The following is a 13,653-nucleotide window of genomic DNA, read 5'->3' on the forward strand; positions in this document are numbered from 1 at the left end:
AAAATCTCCCCACTTACCCTTGCGGCTCACCCTCGCCCATGCCACAGTCAAGTGGAGAGATTTCCCCCGCTTAAGGAGGAGTCGTGACGGACACGACCCCCGGCCGGGACCGCCTGCCCGTCACCGCCGCGATCGTGGTGACCGGCGCGATCCTCACCGTCCTCGACGCGACGATCGTCAGCGTCGCGATCGACACCCTGGCGCGCGACCTCGCAGCGCCGCTGCCCGCGATCCAGTGGGTGATGACCGGCTACGCGCTCGCTCTCGCCGCGGTCATCCCGCTCACCGGCTGGGCCGCCGACCGCTTCGGCGGCAAGCGCGTCTGGACGACGTCGCTCGCCCTCTTCATCATCGGCTCGCTGCTGTGCGCCCTCGCCTGGTCGGCGCCGAGCCTCATCGCCTTCCGCGTCGTCCAGGGACTCGGCGGCGGCATGGTCGTCCCCGTCGGCATGACCCTGGTCGCGCAGGCCGCCGGCCCGCACCGGATGGGCCGGGCGATGGGCCTGATCGGCGTCCCGATGATGCTGGGCCCCATGCTCGGCCCCGTCCTCGGCGGCCTGCTGGTCTCCGTCGCCGCCTGGCAGTGGATCTTCCTCGTCAACGTGCCGATCGGCCTCCTCGCCCTCCTCCTCTCATGGCGACTGCTGGAGAACGCGCCCCGCCGCCGGGCCGAACCCCTCGACATCCCCGGCCTGCTCCTGCTCTCTCCCGCCCTGATCGCGATCATCTACGCCGTCTCCACCTCCGCCTTCACCCTCAAAACCGAAACCGCCGCCCTAGCGGGAACGATCCTGCTCGCCCTCTTCGCAAGACACGCGCTGCGCACCCGCCACCCGCTGCTGGACCTGCGCCACCTCGCCGACCGGACGTTCTCCTCCGCTGCCGCGATCCAGGTCCTGATCGGCGCGGTCCTGCAAGGCTCCATGCTCCTGCTGCCGCTGTACTACCAGGTCGTCCACCACGAGTCCGCGCTGGCCACCGGCCTCCTGCTGCTCCCTCAAGGCGCCGGCGCCGCCGTGGCCCTGACCGTCACCGGACGCCTCGCCGACCGCGGCCTGGGCAAACCGATCATCCTGACCGGCCTCCCCCTCCTGACCACCGGCCTCCTGGCCTACACCTGGCCATCCGCCGGCTACGTCCTGGTGACCGCCGCACTACTCCTCACGGGCCTCGGCGCCGGCTGCCTCATGGCACCCGCCATGTCCATGGCCTACCGCCGCATCGACCGCGCCGCCATCCCCCGCGCGACCGCCCTGCTGAACATCACCCAACGCGTCGGCGGCGCCTTCGGCACCGCCCTGTACGCCGTCGTCCTCGAACACAATCTCCGCACGACAACGCCCTCGGCCGCCTTCGCCCACACCTTCTGGTGGCCACTGGCCCTGACCGCCCTGGCGATCCTGCCGACAGCCCTCCTGCCACCCCGCGAAACGTCACTCCCCACCTCCACCCCACGAAAGGAACCAGTCCGATGACCAACGAGATCCGCGACCTGATCACCCGCTGGGCCGACGCCGAACGCACCGGCGACACGTCCGCCTACGACACCCTGCTGACCCCCGACTTCACCGGCATCGGCCCAGTCGGCTTCGTCCTGACCGCACAACAATGGGCCGCCCGCCACACCGACCTGACCAACCACCACTTCGAGATCCTCGACCCCCACATCCGCCTCTACGGCGACGCCGCCATCGTCACCGCCGTCCAGAACCAGCGCACCACCGCCCGCGGCCACGACGCCAGCGGCTCCTTCCGCGTAACCCTCCTCCTCGTCCGCTCCACCGACCGCTGGACCATCGCCAACCTCCACCTGAGCGGCCCCCTCCGCCCCGCCACGATCTCCCGCGCCGAACTCCAGGCCGCCATCGGCAAGGTCACCATCGTCGACGCCCTCCCCGCCCCCGCCTACGAGCGCCGCCACCTCCCGACCGCCCTCAACCTCACCGCCGAAGACGCCCCCGCCAAGGCCGCCGCCCTCCTCCCCGACCGCACGGCCCCCATCGTCATCTACTCCACCGACCCCACCTGCACCCGAGCCCCCGACCTGGCCACCGCCCTAACAACCCTCGGCTACCAAAACCTCCGCCTCTACACCGAAGGCATAGAGGCCTGGTCCACCGCCAACCTCCCCCTAGAACCCTGAGAAACGAGGCGGTGTCGATGATCGCGAGAGTCGGCCCACCGGCCCACAGCCGGGCCGCATCATCGTGATACCTCTCAGGCGCGAACAGCACGTGGATCCCGCCTGGGCGGATGAGGCACGGCGGAAACGCAGGGGGCAAGAGCCGGCGACGAGCTTGCGGTGCGCCGGCAAGCGCTGAAAGCTCTTCGGGAGCGAACCCCTCGAAGTCGAGAGGAGGCGCGGAACCCGCCCCGCGTGGACCAATCGTGTGGCGCACCCGACCGCTGATCTCGCAGGTAACGGCACGAGGAAGGGCAGTCACATGAGATTCGGTAGAGGCCGCAGCGCGGGTCGTGAACGCCCCGCAGATTCCGACGGTGGACCGCTGAGTCTGAAGCTTGAGGAGCTCCGGAAGAAGCACGAAGAGCTACTTGCGGAGCTGGCAGAAGCGCAGCGGATGGTTGCTGCCGCCGGTTCCACCCGCCGTCAGCTCGAGGAGCAGCTGAAGGCCGTGGAAGGACGACCCGAAGCTGAAGATATTGCGGACCGCTACGACGAGGCGACGGTGAGCGAAAAGAACCTCATCGACTATGAGAGAGAGGTGCGGACGACGCTGGACGTGTTCGTAGTCCAGAAGACGACGATAGAGGAACACCTTGGACAGCTGAGAAGCCTGACCGAGGCGGACTGATGTGCCGAAGGCCACCGGGCGCGCTGCCGTCATCGCCATCACCCGCCGGCTGCCGGACGATCGGGGCAGGCGCGCGCTAGGAGAAGGAGTGGTGAACCGCGTTGAGGCCTCCGGTAGCGCAGGCGTCGATGCCATGGCACCTTGGCACTGCGTGGAATGGAATGCGTGCTGACGTGGAAATGCCGTCACGTTTGGAAGGCGGGGCATCGTGCCAGGTGAAAGCAACGGCCGGGCCGACTGGACCCGCCTCAGGGAGTTCCTGGCCGCTCGGCCCAAGAACGAGGATGCTGTCGGCCTGTCATGGGTTGAGCTGTCGCAGATCGTGGGAGGCGTCCCTGACTCGGCGGTCCGCCATTACCCGCAGTGAACGGGAACCAGGCTCCGGCGCATCGGAACGCCGATCGACGGCGGGAGAAGGCATTGTCGCCAGAGGGGGGCGTGAAGATGCTGCAGAGGCTCATCGGCAGCGAGACTCTTCTGTTGATTCCCTGCTCGAAGACAAAGAGAACTGGCGGAGACTCGGGAAACCGGGAATCGGCGCTGTGGCCTTCCGAGCTTCTCGCGGCACGGCAGCACAATCGTGCAATGGCGAACGTGGATGAACGACGATTGATGCCTGCCTGGCGTCGCTACGATGGCGGCTTCTATACATCCGCCGCAGACGAGCTACGGGATGCTGTGAATCGGGAAGCCCCCCTGCTCATTCTCAGCGGCGGGTACGGGCTGTTGCACCCGCAGGAAGCCATCGGTGACTACAACAAGATCATGCGCTTGTCGGATTGGCCGGCCGGCCTCCTTGAAGGTCTTCTGATCGGCGAAGCCCGACGTCGCAACGTGTCGTCGATCGTGGCTTTCGTGGCCGGCAGCTCTGATTACGCGAAGCTCGTACGGCGCACGTCCTGGGAACAGGCAGAGGTCAATGCGTTCCTGGTGACCATCGAGGACGCGGGCAAGGGAGCCTCGGGTAAGGTGCCGCGGCGGCTCGGCCAGGCCTTTTCCTGCTTCTGGCAGGGCCAGCTCGCCGATAGATATCCGGAAGGTACGACGGTCGAGCTCCTGGGGTGAGTGTGATGCGAGAGGATCGTCGACTGGCTACGGACCGGTTCTACGCCATGCTCGATGAGTTGGCCGAGCGGCTCGGCGGGCCGAGACTGCTCAAGGATTGCACCCGGGCGGACGGGTGGCCGCAGTACGGCGTGGAGTTCTTCCTCGAAGACGGCCAGGTACGAGCCGGGGAAGATCGGCTTCGGGTCGTGCGCGTGGGAAGCCATGCGTTGAGGGCCACATCGCAGGCGAACTTCTGGACCAGGCTCGCCCAACACCGGGGTCCGGTGAGCGGCAGCAAAGCAGGCGTGGGCAATCACCGTGGCTCGATATTCCGGCAGCACGTCGGCAGCGCGCTCCTGCTGACTGGCCAGTGGTCGGACGAGGTGCAGATGTCCTGGGGCCAGAGGAAGGTGAGCCCTGCGCAGCGAGAAGCCGAGTACCCGCTTGAGCGAGCTGTAAGCGATCGTATCGGCGCTATGCCACTGCTTTGGCTCGATGTGCCCGATCGCGAACACCGCGTATCCCTACGAGCCAACTCGATCGCCCTCCTCTCCCGCTGCACTGGCGGAACCCACCCGATCAGTCCCGGCTGGCTCGGCCTGGACGCGAGAAACGGGAATGTCCGCAGATCCGGGTTGTGGAACAGCGAGCACGTGGATGATTCCTACGATCCCGCTTTCCTGGATGTCATGGAAACTCGTCTAAAGGCGGTCTTCTGAGGCGGTTATTGGCGGGTTCGGCTTTTGTTGGTCTGGTGTCGTGCGAAGTAGTCGGTCAGGTCCGGGTCCAGGCGGGGGACCGTGTAGGGTGCGCTGTTCTCGCGGAGCGAGAGGGTGGCCAGGTAGCCGGCGGCCACGCTCATTCGGGCCGCGACGGGTGAGGTGTCGGTGGGGCCGCCGTTGCGGGCGAACCGGAGGAACTCCTCAAGGACGGCACCGTCGGCTCCGCCGTGGTCCCCCGTGGCCGGTGGGACGGTGTAGGCGATGTCGGAGTCGTCCCGGTAGCCGGACTGGCGGCTGTTCCACACCTTGACGACGGCGCCCTCCTCGTCGCCGAAGTTCTCCAACCGTCCGTGGGTGCCGATGACGGTGTAGTTGCGCCAGTAGTCCGGGCTGAAATGGCATTGCTGGTAGGTGGCGATGACGCCGTTGTCCAATCGCATGTTCATGACCGAGACGTCTTCGACGTCGATGCGGTGGTGGAAACCGGTGGAGGAGGTCGGCGGCCAGGGCGAAGCGGTGAGCCAGCCCTCGGAGGGTGGCTCACCGGCGGGGCGGCGGGGCAGGGAGCCGTAGACCATGAGGTCGCCGAGGGCGTTCACGCGCTCGGTGTAGCCGCCCGTCAGCCAATGGATGACGTCGATGTCGTGGGCGGCCTTCTGCACGAGCAGCCCGGTCGTACGCCGGCGTTCGGCGTGCCAGTCCTTGAAGTAGTACTGGCCGCCGCGTCCCACGAAGTGCCGCACCCACACCGTCTTGGGCTCGCCGATGTCGCCGCGGCGGATGATGTCGCGCATCAGCCGGACGACGCCCATGTGCCGCATGTTGTGGCCGAGGTACAGGCGCGTTCCGGTCTTCGCGGCGACGCGGAGCACCTCGTCGCAGTCCTCGATGGTGATGGCGAGGGGTTTCTCCAGGTAGACGGCCTTGCCCGCGTGCAGGGCGTCGATGGCGATCGCGGCGTGCGTGTCGTCGGGTGTGGCGATGAGCACGGCGTCGACGTCGTCCCGTTTCAGGAGACGGTGGTGGTCGGTGACGAGGACGGCCCCGGCCGCGCCGAGGCGCCGGGCGCTCTCCCGCAGCCGCGCGGGGTCGGTGTCGCACACGGCGGTGACGCGTGATCCCCGGCCGGGGCGATGGGCGGGCGCGGCTAGCACGCTGCGCTGCCCTCCGGCTCCGATCACGCCGAGGCGCAGATCGTCGGTCATGGTGCTCCTCACTACGGGCCGGAGCCCCGGGGCCGGTACCGGCCCCGGGGCGAAAGGCGGGGGTCAGCCCGACGTGATCGTGATCTTGTCGATGTCGGGGGCCCAGCCGCCGGGGCCGGCGATGGTGATCGTGTTGTCGCCGCCGGTCAAGGTGACCGGCAGGGTGGTGGTCGCGACGGTGTCCCAGCCTCCGCTGGACGGGAGGTTGACCGTTGTCGCGGTTCCGTTGCCGACCCTGACGGTCGCCGAGCGCGCCTCCGCCGAGGCGTAGGAGATCGTCAGGACGTGGTTTCCTGCCACGCCGGTGGTGACGTGGTTGAAGGTGAGGGTGCCGCCGTTGCCGAGGTAGCCGACCTTCGCACCGCCCGAGCATCCGGTGCAGGACGCGGCGACGGCCCCGCCGGCGAGGGTGTTGCCGGGGTCCTCGGCCTCGACCGTGGCGGAGGACGACGAGCCGGTCCCGACGGTCATGGCGCCGAGGCCGAGCCAGCCGTCGGTGTTCTGGGCGGCGTTGGCGAACCGCAGCTTCTTGGCGTTGGCGCTCACCGCCTCCAGCGGGTTCTTCACCCGCATGACGAGCTGGTAGTTCCCGTTCGCGACGCCGGAGAGGCCGACGTCGGCCTGGAAGTACTGCGGGTAGCCGAAGTCGCGGTAGGTCGGGTCGGAGCCGACGCCCCACTCGGGGAACGCCCGGATCTTCTGGGGCATGACGGTCCGCAGGTCCCAGGGGGTGTCCCAGGTCTTCACCACGGTCCCGGAGCTGTTCTTCAGGCCGAGCGTGACCGTCCACGGGTAGTAGAACGGGGCGACGCCGTCGTTGGTGATCTGGACGCCGACCCTCGCGGTGCCGCTCACGGAGTTGCGGTAGTAGGCGTTGGTGACGCCCAGGTCGTACCCCATGAGCCGTACCGCGGCGGCGACGTTCGCGTCGGACGGGCTGTATCCGGAGCTTCCTTCGTTGATCTTCCAGGTGGTGTGCTCGAGCTCGATGCACGCCTTCATGTTGTCGACCGCCCCCGACCCGCCGGGCCAGGAGGAGAAGGCCTGGGGCTGGATTTCGGGCCGGACCTCGCCGCCCATCGAGTCGGTGATCCACTTGTTCTCGACGCCCTGGTCGAGAGCCCGCTGGAGCTGGGCGTAGCTAGCGCCGCCGAGCGATCCGGGCAGGGTGACGCCGGCGAGCGGGCTGCCTTCGCGGTAGCAGAAGGAGTCGTCGTGGTAGCCGATGTCGCGGGTGTTGGCCGCGCCTCCGCCGGAATCCGGATAGCGGACTTCCAGCTTGGTCTTGTTGAAGGCGCTGTCGTAGGCCTGGAGGATGTCGGCGAGGTGCGCGTTGGTCGGCATGTAGTCGGGATAGCCATCGCTGGTGTCGCTGTCGTAGGGCCAGGTGTGCCATTCGCCCCACAGCCCGACGAGGCCGAGGTGGACGAAGCCGAGGCGCGGGTCGCCGTCGTAGCGGGCGCCGAACGCGGCGATGAAGTTCTTCAGGCCGGTGAGCAGGTAGGCGTTGTCGTAGTCGGGGCTTGTGGTGTTCCACTGGGTGTTGGTGCGGTAGGTGACGTGCCCGTCGAAGCAGTGCGGGATCGCGTTGGCCGGATGGGTGCCGGAGCCGCCGGGGTACTCCATGTAGAACCGGAGCGCGACCTGGTTGCCGTAGCGCGCGCTCTCGTTGAGGGTGGCGTCGACCTTCGACCAGTCGAAGGAGCTGCAGTCGGACGGGTTCGTCATGACTTCGGAGAGTCCGAAGTAGCTCCAGGTGAGGGAGTGCGGGTAGCCCTGGTTCTGGTCGACGCCGGGATTGTAGAAGCGGGCGAATCCCTTGAGCGGGTTGTCGACGGGGCCCGCGGCGGCCGTGAGCGGGTGGACGGTCAGGGACGGATCAGGCGCGGCGGGCGCGGCGGGCCGGGGCGGCGGGCCTTGCGGGGACGCGGCGGCGGCGGACGCCGGCGGCAACGTCAGCAGCACGCCTGCGGCGAGCACGGCGAGTGCGGCGACAGCGCGGTTTGGCCGCGCCAGGGGCGAGTGCATGGGACGGTGACCTCCTCGGTCGGGGTGGGCAGGGTCCCCCGAAAGTGCGCGGAGCGGAGCGCTCAGGAGATGCGGGCGTCGCCGAGCGTGAGCCAGCCGGGAAGGGTGGTGTCCTGGCCGGCGTTGGCGAAGCGCAGCGGCATGCCGCCGCGCATCGGGTTGGCGGCCCGCAGGACGAGCGTGTAGCCGCCACCGGACCGGCCCGCCCGCGGCAGGCCGGCGGTGGGCAGGGTGGCGGTGAGTTCGGCCGGGGCGCCGGGCTTGACGCCGGTCAGCTTCCAGGACGTCGTCCAGGTGCGGGCGATCTTCCGGTCGGGGCCGACGGCGGCGATCTGGAGCGGCCAGTCGTAGTAGAAGGGGGCGACGCCGTCGTCCTGGATGCGGACCGAGAGCCTGAGACCGCGCCGGTCGGTGCCGGTCTTCACCCCGGCGACGGTCTTCACCCCGGTGACGCGGAACCGGTAGCCGAGGGACTTGGCACTCTGCAGCGCCTTGTCGTAGGCGGCGCCGGTGTACCCGGGGCTGAAGGCGTAGTGGTTCAGCAGCCAGGTGGCATGGGTCTGCGTCACACCGCCGTCGAAGTCGTTGTCGCCGTCGGTGACGCAGTCGTTCGGCACGTTGAAGATGCATCCCTGCAGCTCGGGCCGCAGCTCGCCGGCGACCGGCTCGTCCTTCCACTTGTCGCCCGTCCCGGCCTGCAGCATCAGGTCCATGAAGTTCCAGCCGGTCCCCGGCAGGGTGGAGTAGGCGAACGAGTCGTCGTGGTAGCCCATGTCCAGGGCGGCGTTGTCGGTGCTCGGGTAGCGGACCATGAGCCGCGTCTTGTCGAACGCCTTGTCGTAGGCGTGAAGGACCCTGACCTGCTCGACCTGCGAGGCGAACCAGTTCTCGGTGCCCGGGTCGCCGTTGTGCGGCCAGGTGTGCCACTCGCCCCAGAAGCCCAGCAGGCCGAGCTGGAGGAACCCGATCCGGGGGTCGCCGTCGTAACGGTGGCCGAGGGCGGCGATGAACCGGTCGAGTGCGGATGCCAGCCGCGGGTCGTCGTAATCGGGGGACACGCTCGTCCCGTTGTTGCCGAAGTCGTCGTAGGAGTGGGTGGCCAGGCCCTCGTCCAGCAGGTATTGCGGCACCCCGCTCGGCTGCCGGGGGTAGTCGAGGTAGAACCGGAACGCCGCCTGGTGGCCGCGCGCGGCGATGGCGTCCAGCTGGTCCTCCAGCGCCTTCCAGTCGAACCGGTGCGGACCCTTCATCACCGCGTTGACCGGCAGGTAGAACCACTCCATCGAGTGCGGGAAGGTCGAGTAGGCCCCGGCGTAGGGGATGAACCCGGACAGCGGGTTGGCGTCCGGTGCCTCGCCCGCAGCCAGGGTCCGCCAGCCCGGCTGGGGGCCGGCGGCCGCGGCGGCGGTCGGCACCATCGCGGTCGGTACCGTCACGACGGCCGAGGTCAGCGCGGCGGCGGCCGCCCACCGGGCCGGTCTGCGGATCGGGGAGTGGACCATCGCAAGCCCTCCAGGGGGATGCCCGGTCAAGGGTTATGAGGAGCCCTTGACAATTTTCCGATGAGCCACATCATTATTGGCGAGAGCCAACCAGGCAAGAGGGAACCTCCAGAACCCTCGCCCCCACCCCGAGCTGAGGCACCAATGATCAACAAGAGTCGGGTCGGCGCGGCGCTGCTGTGCGGACTGCTGGCCGGAACGGCGCTCACCGCGTGCGGCGGCTCCGGCGGCGGCAAGAGCGACGGCCCGGTCACGCTGAACTACTGGCTGTGGGACGACAACCAGCAGGCCTCCTACCAGCAGTGCGCGGACGCCTTCCACACCGCGAACCCGAACATCACCGTCAAGATGACCCAGACGGCGTGGGCGCAGTACTGGCAGAACCTCACCACGCAGCTGGCCGCCGGCGACGCCCCCGACGTCTGGACCGACCAGGCGTCGTACTACCCGCAGTTCGTCGCCAGCCAGCAGATCCTCGACATCCAGCCCTACGTCGAGAAGGACAAGGTCGACCTCTCCCAGTACCAGAACGGCCTCGCCGAGGTGTGGACCAAGGACGGCAAGCGCTACGGCCTGCCGAAGGACTGGGACACCGAGGCCGTCGTCTACAACGCCGACATGCTGAGCAAGGCCGGCATCAAGCCCGCCGACCTGGCGAACCTCACCTGGAACCCGACCGACGGCGGCACGTTCGAGCAGACGATCGCCAAGCTCACGGTCGACGACAAGGGCCGTAACGGCCTCGACCCGGGCTTCGACAAGAACCACGTGAAGGTCTACGGCTACCAGCCGGAGTGGAACGACGGCTCCCAGGGCCAGAACGGGTGGGGTGAGCTCGCCGCCGCCAACGGCTTCGCCTACCTGGACGGCAGTGCCAAGGGCACCAGGTTCCAGTACGACGACCCCAAGCTCGTCCAGACCATCGCCTGGTACAAGGCGGTCACGGACAAGGGCTACGCGCCCAGGTTCGACAAGCAGTCGACGCTCGGCATCGACGGGATCATGAACGCCGGCAAGTCCGCGCTGACGATCGCCGGCTCTTGGACGATCAACACCTACCTGGGCGACGGCGCCAAGCAGAAGTTCGCGCTCGCGCCGCTGCCGGTCGGCCCCGTCGGCTCCCGCAAGTCCGCGATCAACGGGCTGTCGGACGCGATCTGGGCCGGCACCAAGCACAAGGACGAGGCGTGGAAGTGGGTCAAGTTCCTCGGCTCCTCCCAGTGCCAGGACATCGTCGCCGCCAACGCGGTCGTCTTCCCGGCCATCAAGACCGCGACGGACAAGGCGCTCGCGGCCCACAAGGCCAAGGGACGCGACGTCCAGGTCTACGTCGACTACACCAAGACCCCCGGCGGCACCTTCCCGCTGCCGGTCACCGACCACGGCACCGAGGTCAGCCAGATCGTCCAGGACTCCCTGCAGTCGGTCGTCCTCGGCCAGTCCGACCCCGCGTCGGCGCTGAAGAAGGCCAACCAGCAGGTCAACGCCCTGTTCCGCTGACCGTCCGACCCGCTCCCCTCGGCGGGACGTACCGCTGGGAGGTCCCCCGGCCGGCCCCGACCCGGTGCCGGCCGGGAGGACCCGACCCAGGGACGTCCCGCCGAACGGTTTGATCGCCTCTAAGGAGTCCCATGCCCCTGCTCGTCGACCTGGCAGACCGCGTGTTCGCGGTCGAGACGGCCGGAGCGCAGCCCCCCGAGCCCGCTGAGGGCGGACTGATCCTGCCGCCCGGCCGGATCGCGGTCCTGCACGGTCTCGGAGACGCCCTGTTCTACCGGCACGGCCAGAACTCCTGGAGCCCGTGCGGGTGGCGGCGGCTCAGCGAGGCCCCGCTCCGGATCGCCTCCCCCGAACGGCGCCTGACCGCCGACGACACCGTCTGGGACGACCCGGCCCGCCACCACTCCTCGGCCGTCGCCGCGCTCCAGGGTGAGGACGGCCGGGTGCTGCTCCTCGGCTCGCTCGGTTTCGGCACCCCGCGCCTTTCCGCCGACCGGGACACCCTCGCCGGTTGGTGCGAGGAGGAGGGCGCGCCCTGGTTCCTCGCCTACGGCGACGAGCAGGAGGTCTTCGCCCGCTACACCGACCTGCTGGCGACGCGCCTAGGCAGCAGCCACCGCGTCGCGGGCAACGTGTGGTGCACCTGGTACGCCTACTACGAGGGCATCGCCGAGCAGCAGCTCACCAAGGACTTCGCGGCCCTCGCCGAGCTGCCGTTCGACGTCGTCCAGGTCGACGACGGCTGGGAGCGGGCGGTGGGCGACTGGCACGCCAACGACAAGTTCCCCTCCGGCATGGCCGCCCTCGCCGAGCGCATCACGGGCTCCGGCATGCGGGCCGGTCTTTGGATCGCTCCTTTCATCGCCCTGCCGGACTCCGAGGTCGCCCGCGAGCACCCCGGATGGCTGCTCGCCGACGAGCGGGGCGAGCCGGTGGTCGCCGGACACAACTGGGGGACGGGCTACCACGCCCTCGACACCACGCACCCGGAAGTCCGCGAGCACCTCGCCGAGCTGATTCGCCGCGTCGTCCACGAGTGGGGGTTCACCTATCTCAAGCTCGACTTCATCAATGCCGGAGCCGCCCCCGGGGTCCGGCATTCGGGCGCGCACCGCGAGCTGGCCTACCGGGAAGCGCTCACCCTGATCCGGCAGGTCGCCGGCCCTGAGGCCTACCTGCTCGGCAGCGGAAGCCTGCTGCTGCCCTCCCTCGGCCTGCTCGACGGGCTGCGCAGCGGCCCCGACGTCGCCCCCATGTGGGCCAACTACGCCACCGACGACCCGTCCGACGCGATGGCCTACAACGCCCTGGTGAACACGCTGCACCGGCTGTGGCAGGCGCCGCTCGCGCAGGTCGACCCCGACGTCGTCTACTTCCGCAGCCGCCTCAACCTGCTCACCGACACCCAGATGGGCTGGCTGCGCGACCTCGCCGCGATCTGCGGGTTCAAGGCCGTCTCGGACCCGCCGTCCTGGCTCGGCGCCGGCGAGCTGAAGCAGCTGGCGGACTACCTCGCGGAACGCCCCGACGTCACGCGGGAGGGCCGCTACCGTTTCGTCATCGACGGCCGTCCCGTCGACTTCGGAACCGCCCTGGATCCCGGCCGGCTGTACCCGATCTCCTGACCTGACGGCTAGAATTTGTCTTCACCGAAGCGTAAAAGGGGGTCGTGGTGACCGACGGGGCCGCGTCAGGGGCCGATGTCAGCAAGCTCCGCGAGCTCAACTCGCTCAGCGTCGTCAAGGCGATGCGGGGGCAGCCGCCCGCCACGGTCACCGAACTCGCCGCCCGCACCGGCCTGTCCCGGCCCGGCACCGACGTCGTCGTCCGCGGGCTCGTCTCCGACGGGTGGGTCAAGGTCGTCGAACCCGACGGCAGCAGCGTCGGGCGCCCGGCCCGCCGCTACCGCTTCAACGCCGGCGCCGGGCACGTGCTCGGCGTCGACGTCGGCGGCCACAAGATCCTCGTGCTGCTCGCGGACCTGGAAGGGAAGGTCCTGCACAGCCACCGGCTGCCCGTGGAGCCGGAGGCCGACCCGGTCGCGCGGCTCGGCGCCGTCGACACCGCCATCACCCAGTGCCTGGCCGGGGCGGGCATGCGCCCCGACCAGGTCTGGGCGGTGACGGTCGGGGTGACCGGTCCGGTCGACGCCACCGGCCGCACCACCCTGTTCACCCCGCTTCCGGGCTGGTCGAGCGTCTCCCCGGCCGAGCACCTGTCCGCCCGGTTCAGCTGCCCGGTCCTCGTCGAGAACGACTGCAAGCTCGGCGCCGTCGCCGAACGCTGGCAGGGCACCGCGCAGGACGCCGACGACATCGTCTACGTGCTCGCGGGCATGCGCACCGGCGCCGGCCTCATCCTCGACGGCACGCTGCGGCGCGGCTACGGCGGAGCCGCCGGCGAGATAGGGGCCCTCAAGGCGGTCCGCTGGCTCGCCGCCCCGTCGCACCTGGAGAACTGCCCCGGCATCCCCTCGGACGTCCACCCCAACGACAGGGCCGCCTGGGTCTTCGAGCACGCCCGCACGGGCGACCGCGACGCCAGGACCGCGCTCCGCAAGTACGTGAAGGACCTCGCCGTCGGCGCGGCCGCGCTCGTCCTGGCCCTCGATCCGCAGGTCGTCGTCCTCGGTGGCGGCTACTCCCGCTCCGCGGACCTGATCATCGACCCGCTCGCCCGGGAGCTGGGCCGGCTCTGCCTGCGCGTCCCGGAGATCCGGGCGTCCACGCTCGGCGCCGACAGCGTCGCCCTCGGCGCCCTCCGCGTCGCCCTCGACCACATCGACGCCCAGCTGTTCACCGACGGGATGCCCGCGCCCCTCGTCCTGTCATCCTGA

The 13,653-nt window shown here is 69.5% G+C and carries 12 protein-coding genes; 9 read left to right on the forward strand and 3 right to left on the reverse strand.

Annotation, left to right across the window (positions count from 1 at the left end; genetic code table 11):
* Nucleotides 1–83: 83 nt before the first annotated feature.
* The 6 genes from ABD296_RS07305 to ABD296_RS07325 all read left to right on the forward strand — a co-directional run bounded on the left by ABD296_RS07305 (nt 84) and on the right by ABD296_RS07325 (nt 4,579).
* Nucleotides 84–1,475: an MDR family MFS transporter gene (locus ABD296_RS07305; protein WP_344262845.1), complete on the forward strand. Its 1,392-nt coding sequence runs from the start codon at nt 84–86 to the stop codon at nt 1,473–1,475.
* Nucleotides 1,472–2,143, forward strand: coding sequence for an SgcJ/EcaC family oxidoreductase (locus ABD296_RS07310; protein ID WP_344262847.1), 672 nt, complete (start codon nt 1,472–1,474; stop codon nt 2,141–2,143). The genes ABD296_RS07305 and ABD296_RS07310 overlap by 4 nt, the downstream gene beginning before the upstream one ends.
* Before the next feature lie 301 nt (nt 2,144–2,444).
* Nucleotides 2,445–2,813 carry a hypothetical protein gene (locus ABD296_RS07315; RefSeq protein WP_344262849.1) on the forward strand — a complete coding sequence of 123 codons (369 nt, stop codon included), beginning with the start codon at nt 2,445–2,447 and terminating at the stop codon, nt 2,811–2,813.
* A gap of 208 nt (nt 2,814–3,021) precedes the next feature.
* Nucleotides 3,022–3,180 carry a DUF7662 domain-containing protein gene (locus tag ABD296_RS50815; RefSeq protein ID WP_455363852.1) on the forward strand — a complete coding sequence of 53 codons (159 nt, stop codon included), beginning with the start codon at nt 3,022–3,024 and terminating at the stop codon, nt 3,178–3,180.
* Between the two features lie 71 nt (nt 3,181–3,251).
* Nucleotides 3,252–3,878 carry a YaaA family protein gene (locus ABD296_RS07320; protein WP_344262851.1) on the forward strand — a complete coding sequence of 209 codons (627 nt, stop codon included), beginning with the start codon at nt 3,252–3,254 and terminating at the stop codon, nt 3,876–3,878.
* Between the two features lie 5 nt (nt 3,879–3,883).
* Complete coding sequence (locus ABD296_RS07325; RefSeq protein WP_344262853.1) at nt 3,884–4,579, forward strand: hypothetical protein; 696 nt, start codon at nt 3,884–3,886, stop codon at nt 4,577–4,579.
* A gap of 5 nt (nt 4,580–4,584) precedes the next feature.
* Here ABD296_RS07325 and ABD296_RS07330 read toward each other — a convergent pair whose 3' ends face one another.
* From ABD296_RS07330 to ABD296_RS07340, 3 genes are all read right to left on the reverse strand, one after another.
* On the reverse strand, nt 4,585–5,787 hold the full coding sequence (locus ABD296_RS07330) for a Gfo/Idh/MocA family protein (RefSeq protein ID WP_344262855.1): 1,203 nt from the start codon (nt 5,785–5,787) through the stop codon (nt 4,585–4,587).
* Between the two features lie 63 nt (nt 5,788–5,850).
* Nucleotides 5,851–7,815, reverse strand: a complete 1,965-nt coding sequence (locus ABD296_RS07335; protein ID WP_344262857.1) for a DUF4832 domain-containing protein — start codon at nt 7,813–7,815, stop codon at nt 5,851–5,853.
* A 62-nt stretch (nt 7,816–7,877) separates the two neighbouring features.
* The gene (locus ABD296_RS07340) at nt 7,878–9,317 is read right to left on the reverse strand and encodes a DUF4832 domain-containing protein (RefSeq protein WP_344262859.1); all 1,440 of its coding nucleotides are present in this window, start codon (nt 9,315–9,317) and stop codon (nt 7,878–7,880) included.
* A gap of 144 nt (nt 9,318–9,461) precedes the next feature.
* On the opposite strand from ABD296_RS07340, the gene ABD296_RS07345 reads away from it, so the two are divergent.
* The 3 genes from ABD296_RS07345 to ABD296_RS07355 all read left to right on the forward strand — a co-directional run bounded on the left by ABD296_RS07345 (nt 9,462) and on the right by ABD296_RS07355 (nt 13,653).
* Nucleotides 9,462–10,817, forward strand: a complete 1,356-nt coding sequence (locus ABD296_RS07345) for an ABC transporter substrate-binding protein (RefSeq protein ID WP_344262861.1) — start codon at nt 9,462–9,464, stop codon at nt 10,815–10,817.
* 131 nt (nt 10,818–10,948) lie between these two features.
* Nucleotides 10,949–12,442, forward strand: coding sequence for a glycoside hydrolase family 36 protein (locus tag ABD296_RS07350; protein WP_344262863.1), 1,494 nt, complete (start codon nt 10,949–10,951; stop codon nt 12,440–12,442).
* A 47-nt stretch (nt 12,443–12,489) separates the two neighbouring features.
* A complete protein-coding gene (locus tag ABD296_RS07355; RefSeq protein WP_344262865.1) occupies nt 12,490–13,653 on the forward strand; it encodes an ROK family transcriptional regulator in 1,164 nt (387 codons plus the stop codon).

This window comes from Actinomadura napierensis (genome assembly GCF_039529375.1).
Taxonomy (GTDB): Bacteria; Actinomycetota; Actinomycetes; order Streptosporangiales; family Streptosporangiaceae; genus Spirillospora; species Spirillospora napierensis.

Coding starts and splice junctions, on each gene's coding strand:
- ABD296_RS07310 (WP_344262847.1), top strand. CDS start 1,472: ATGACCAACGAGATCCGCGACCTGATCACCCGCTGGGCCGACGCCGAA.
- ABD296_RS07315 (WP_344262849.1), top strand. CDS start 2,445: ATGAGATTCGGTAGAGGCCGCAGCGCGGGTCGTGAACGCCCCGCAGAT.
- ABD296_RS07325 (WP_344262853.1), top strand. CDS start 3,884: ATGCGAGAGGATCGTCGACTGGCTACGGACCGGTTCTACGCCATGCTC.
- ABD296_RS07330 (WP_344262855.1), bottom strand. CDS start 5,787: ATGACCGACGATCTGCGCCTCGGCGTGATCGGAGCCGGAGGGCAGCGC.
- ABD296_RS07335 (WP_344262857.1), bottom strand. CDS start 7,815: ATGCACTCGCCCCTGGCGCGGCCAAACCGCGCTGTCGCCGCACTCGCC.
- ABD296_RS07340 (WP_344262859.1), bottom strand. CDS start 9,317: ATGGTCCACTCCCCGATCCGCAGACCGGCCCGGTGGGCGGCCGCCGCC.
- ABD296_RS07345 (WP_344262861.1), top strand. CDS start 9,462: ATGATCAACAAGAGTCGGGTCGGCGCGGCGCTGCTGTGCGGACTGCTG.
- ABD296_RS07350 (WP_344262863.1), top strand. CDS start 10,949: ATGCCCCTGCTCGTCGACCTGGCAGACCGCGTGTTCGCGGTCGAGACG.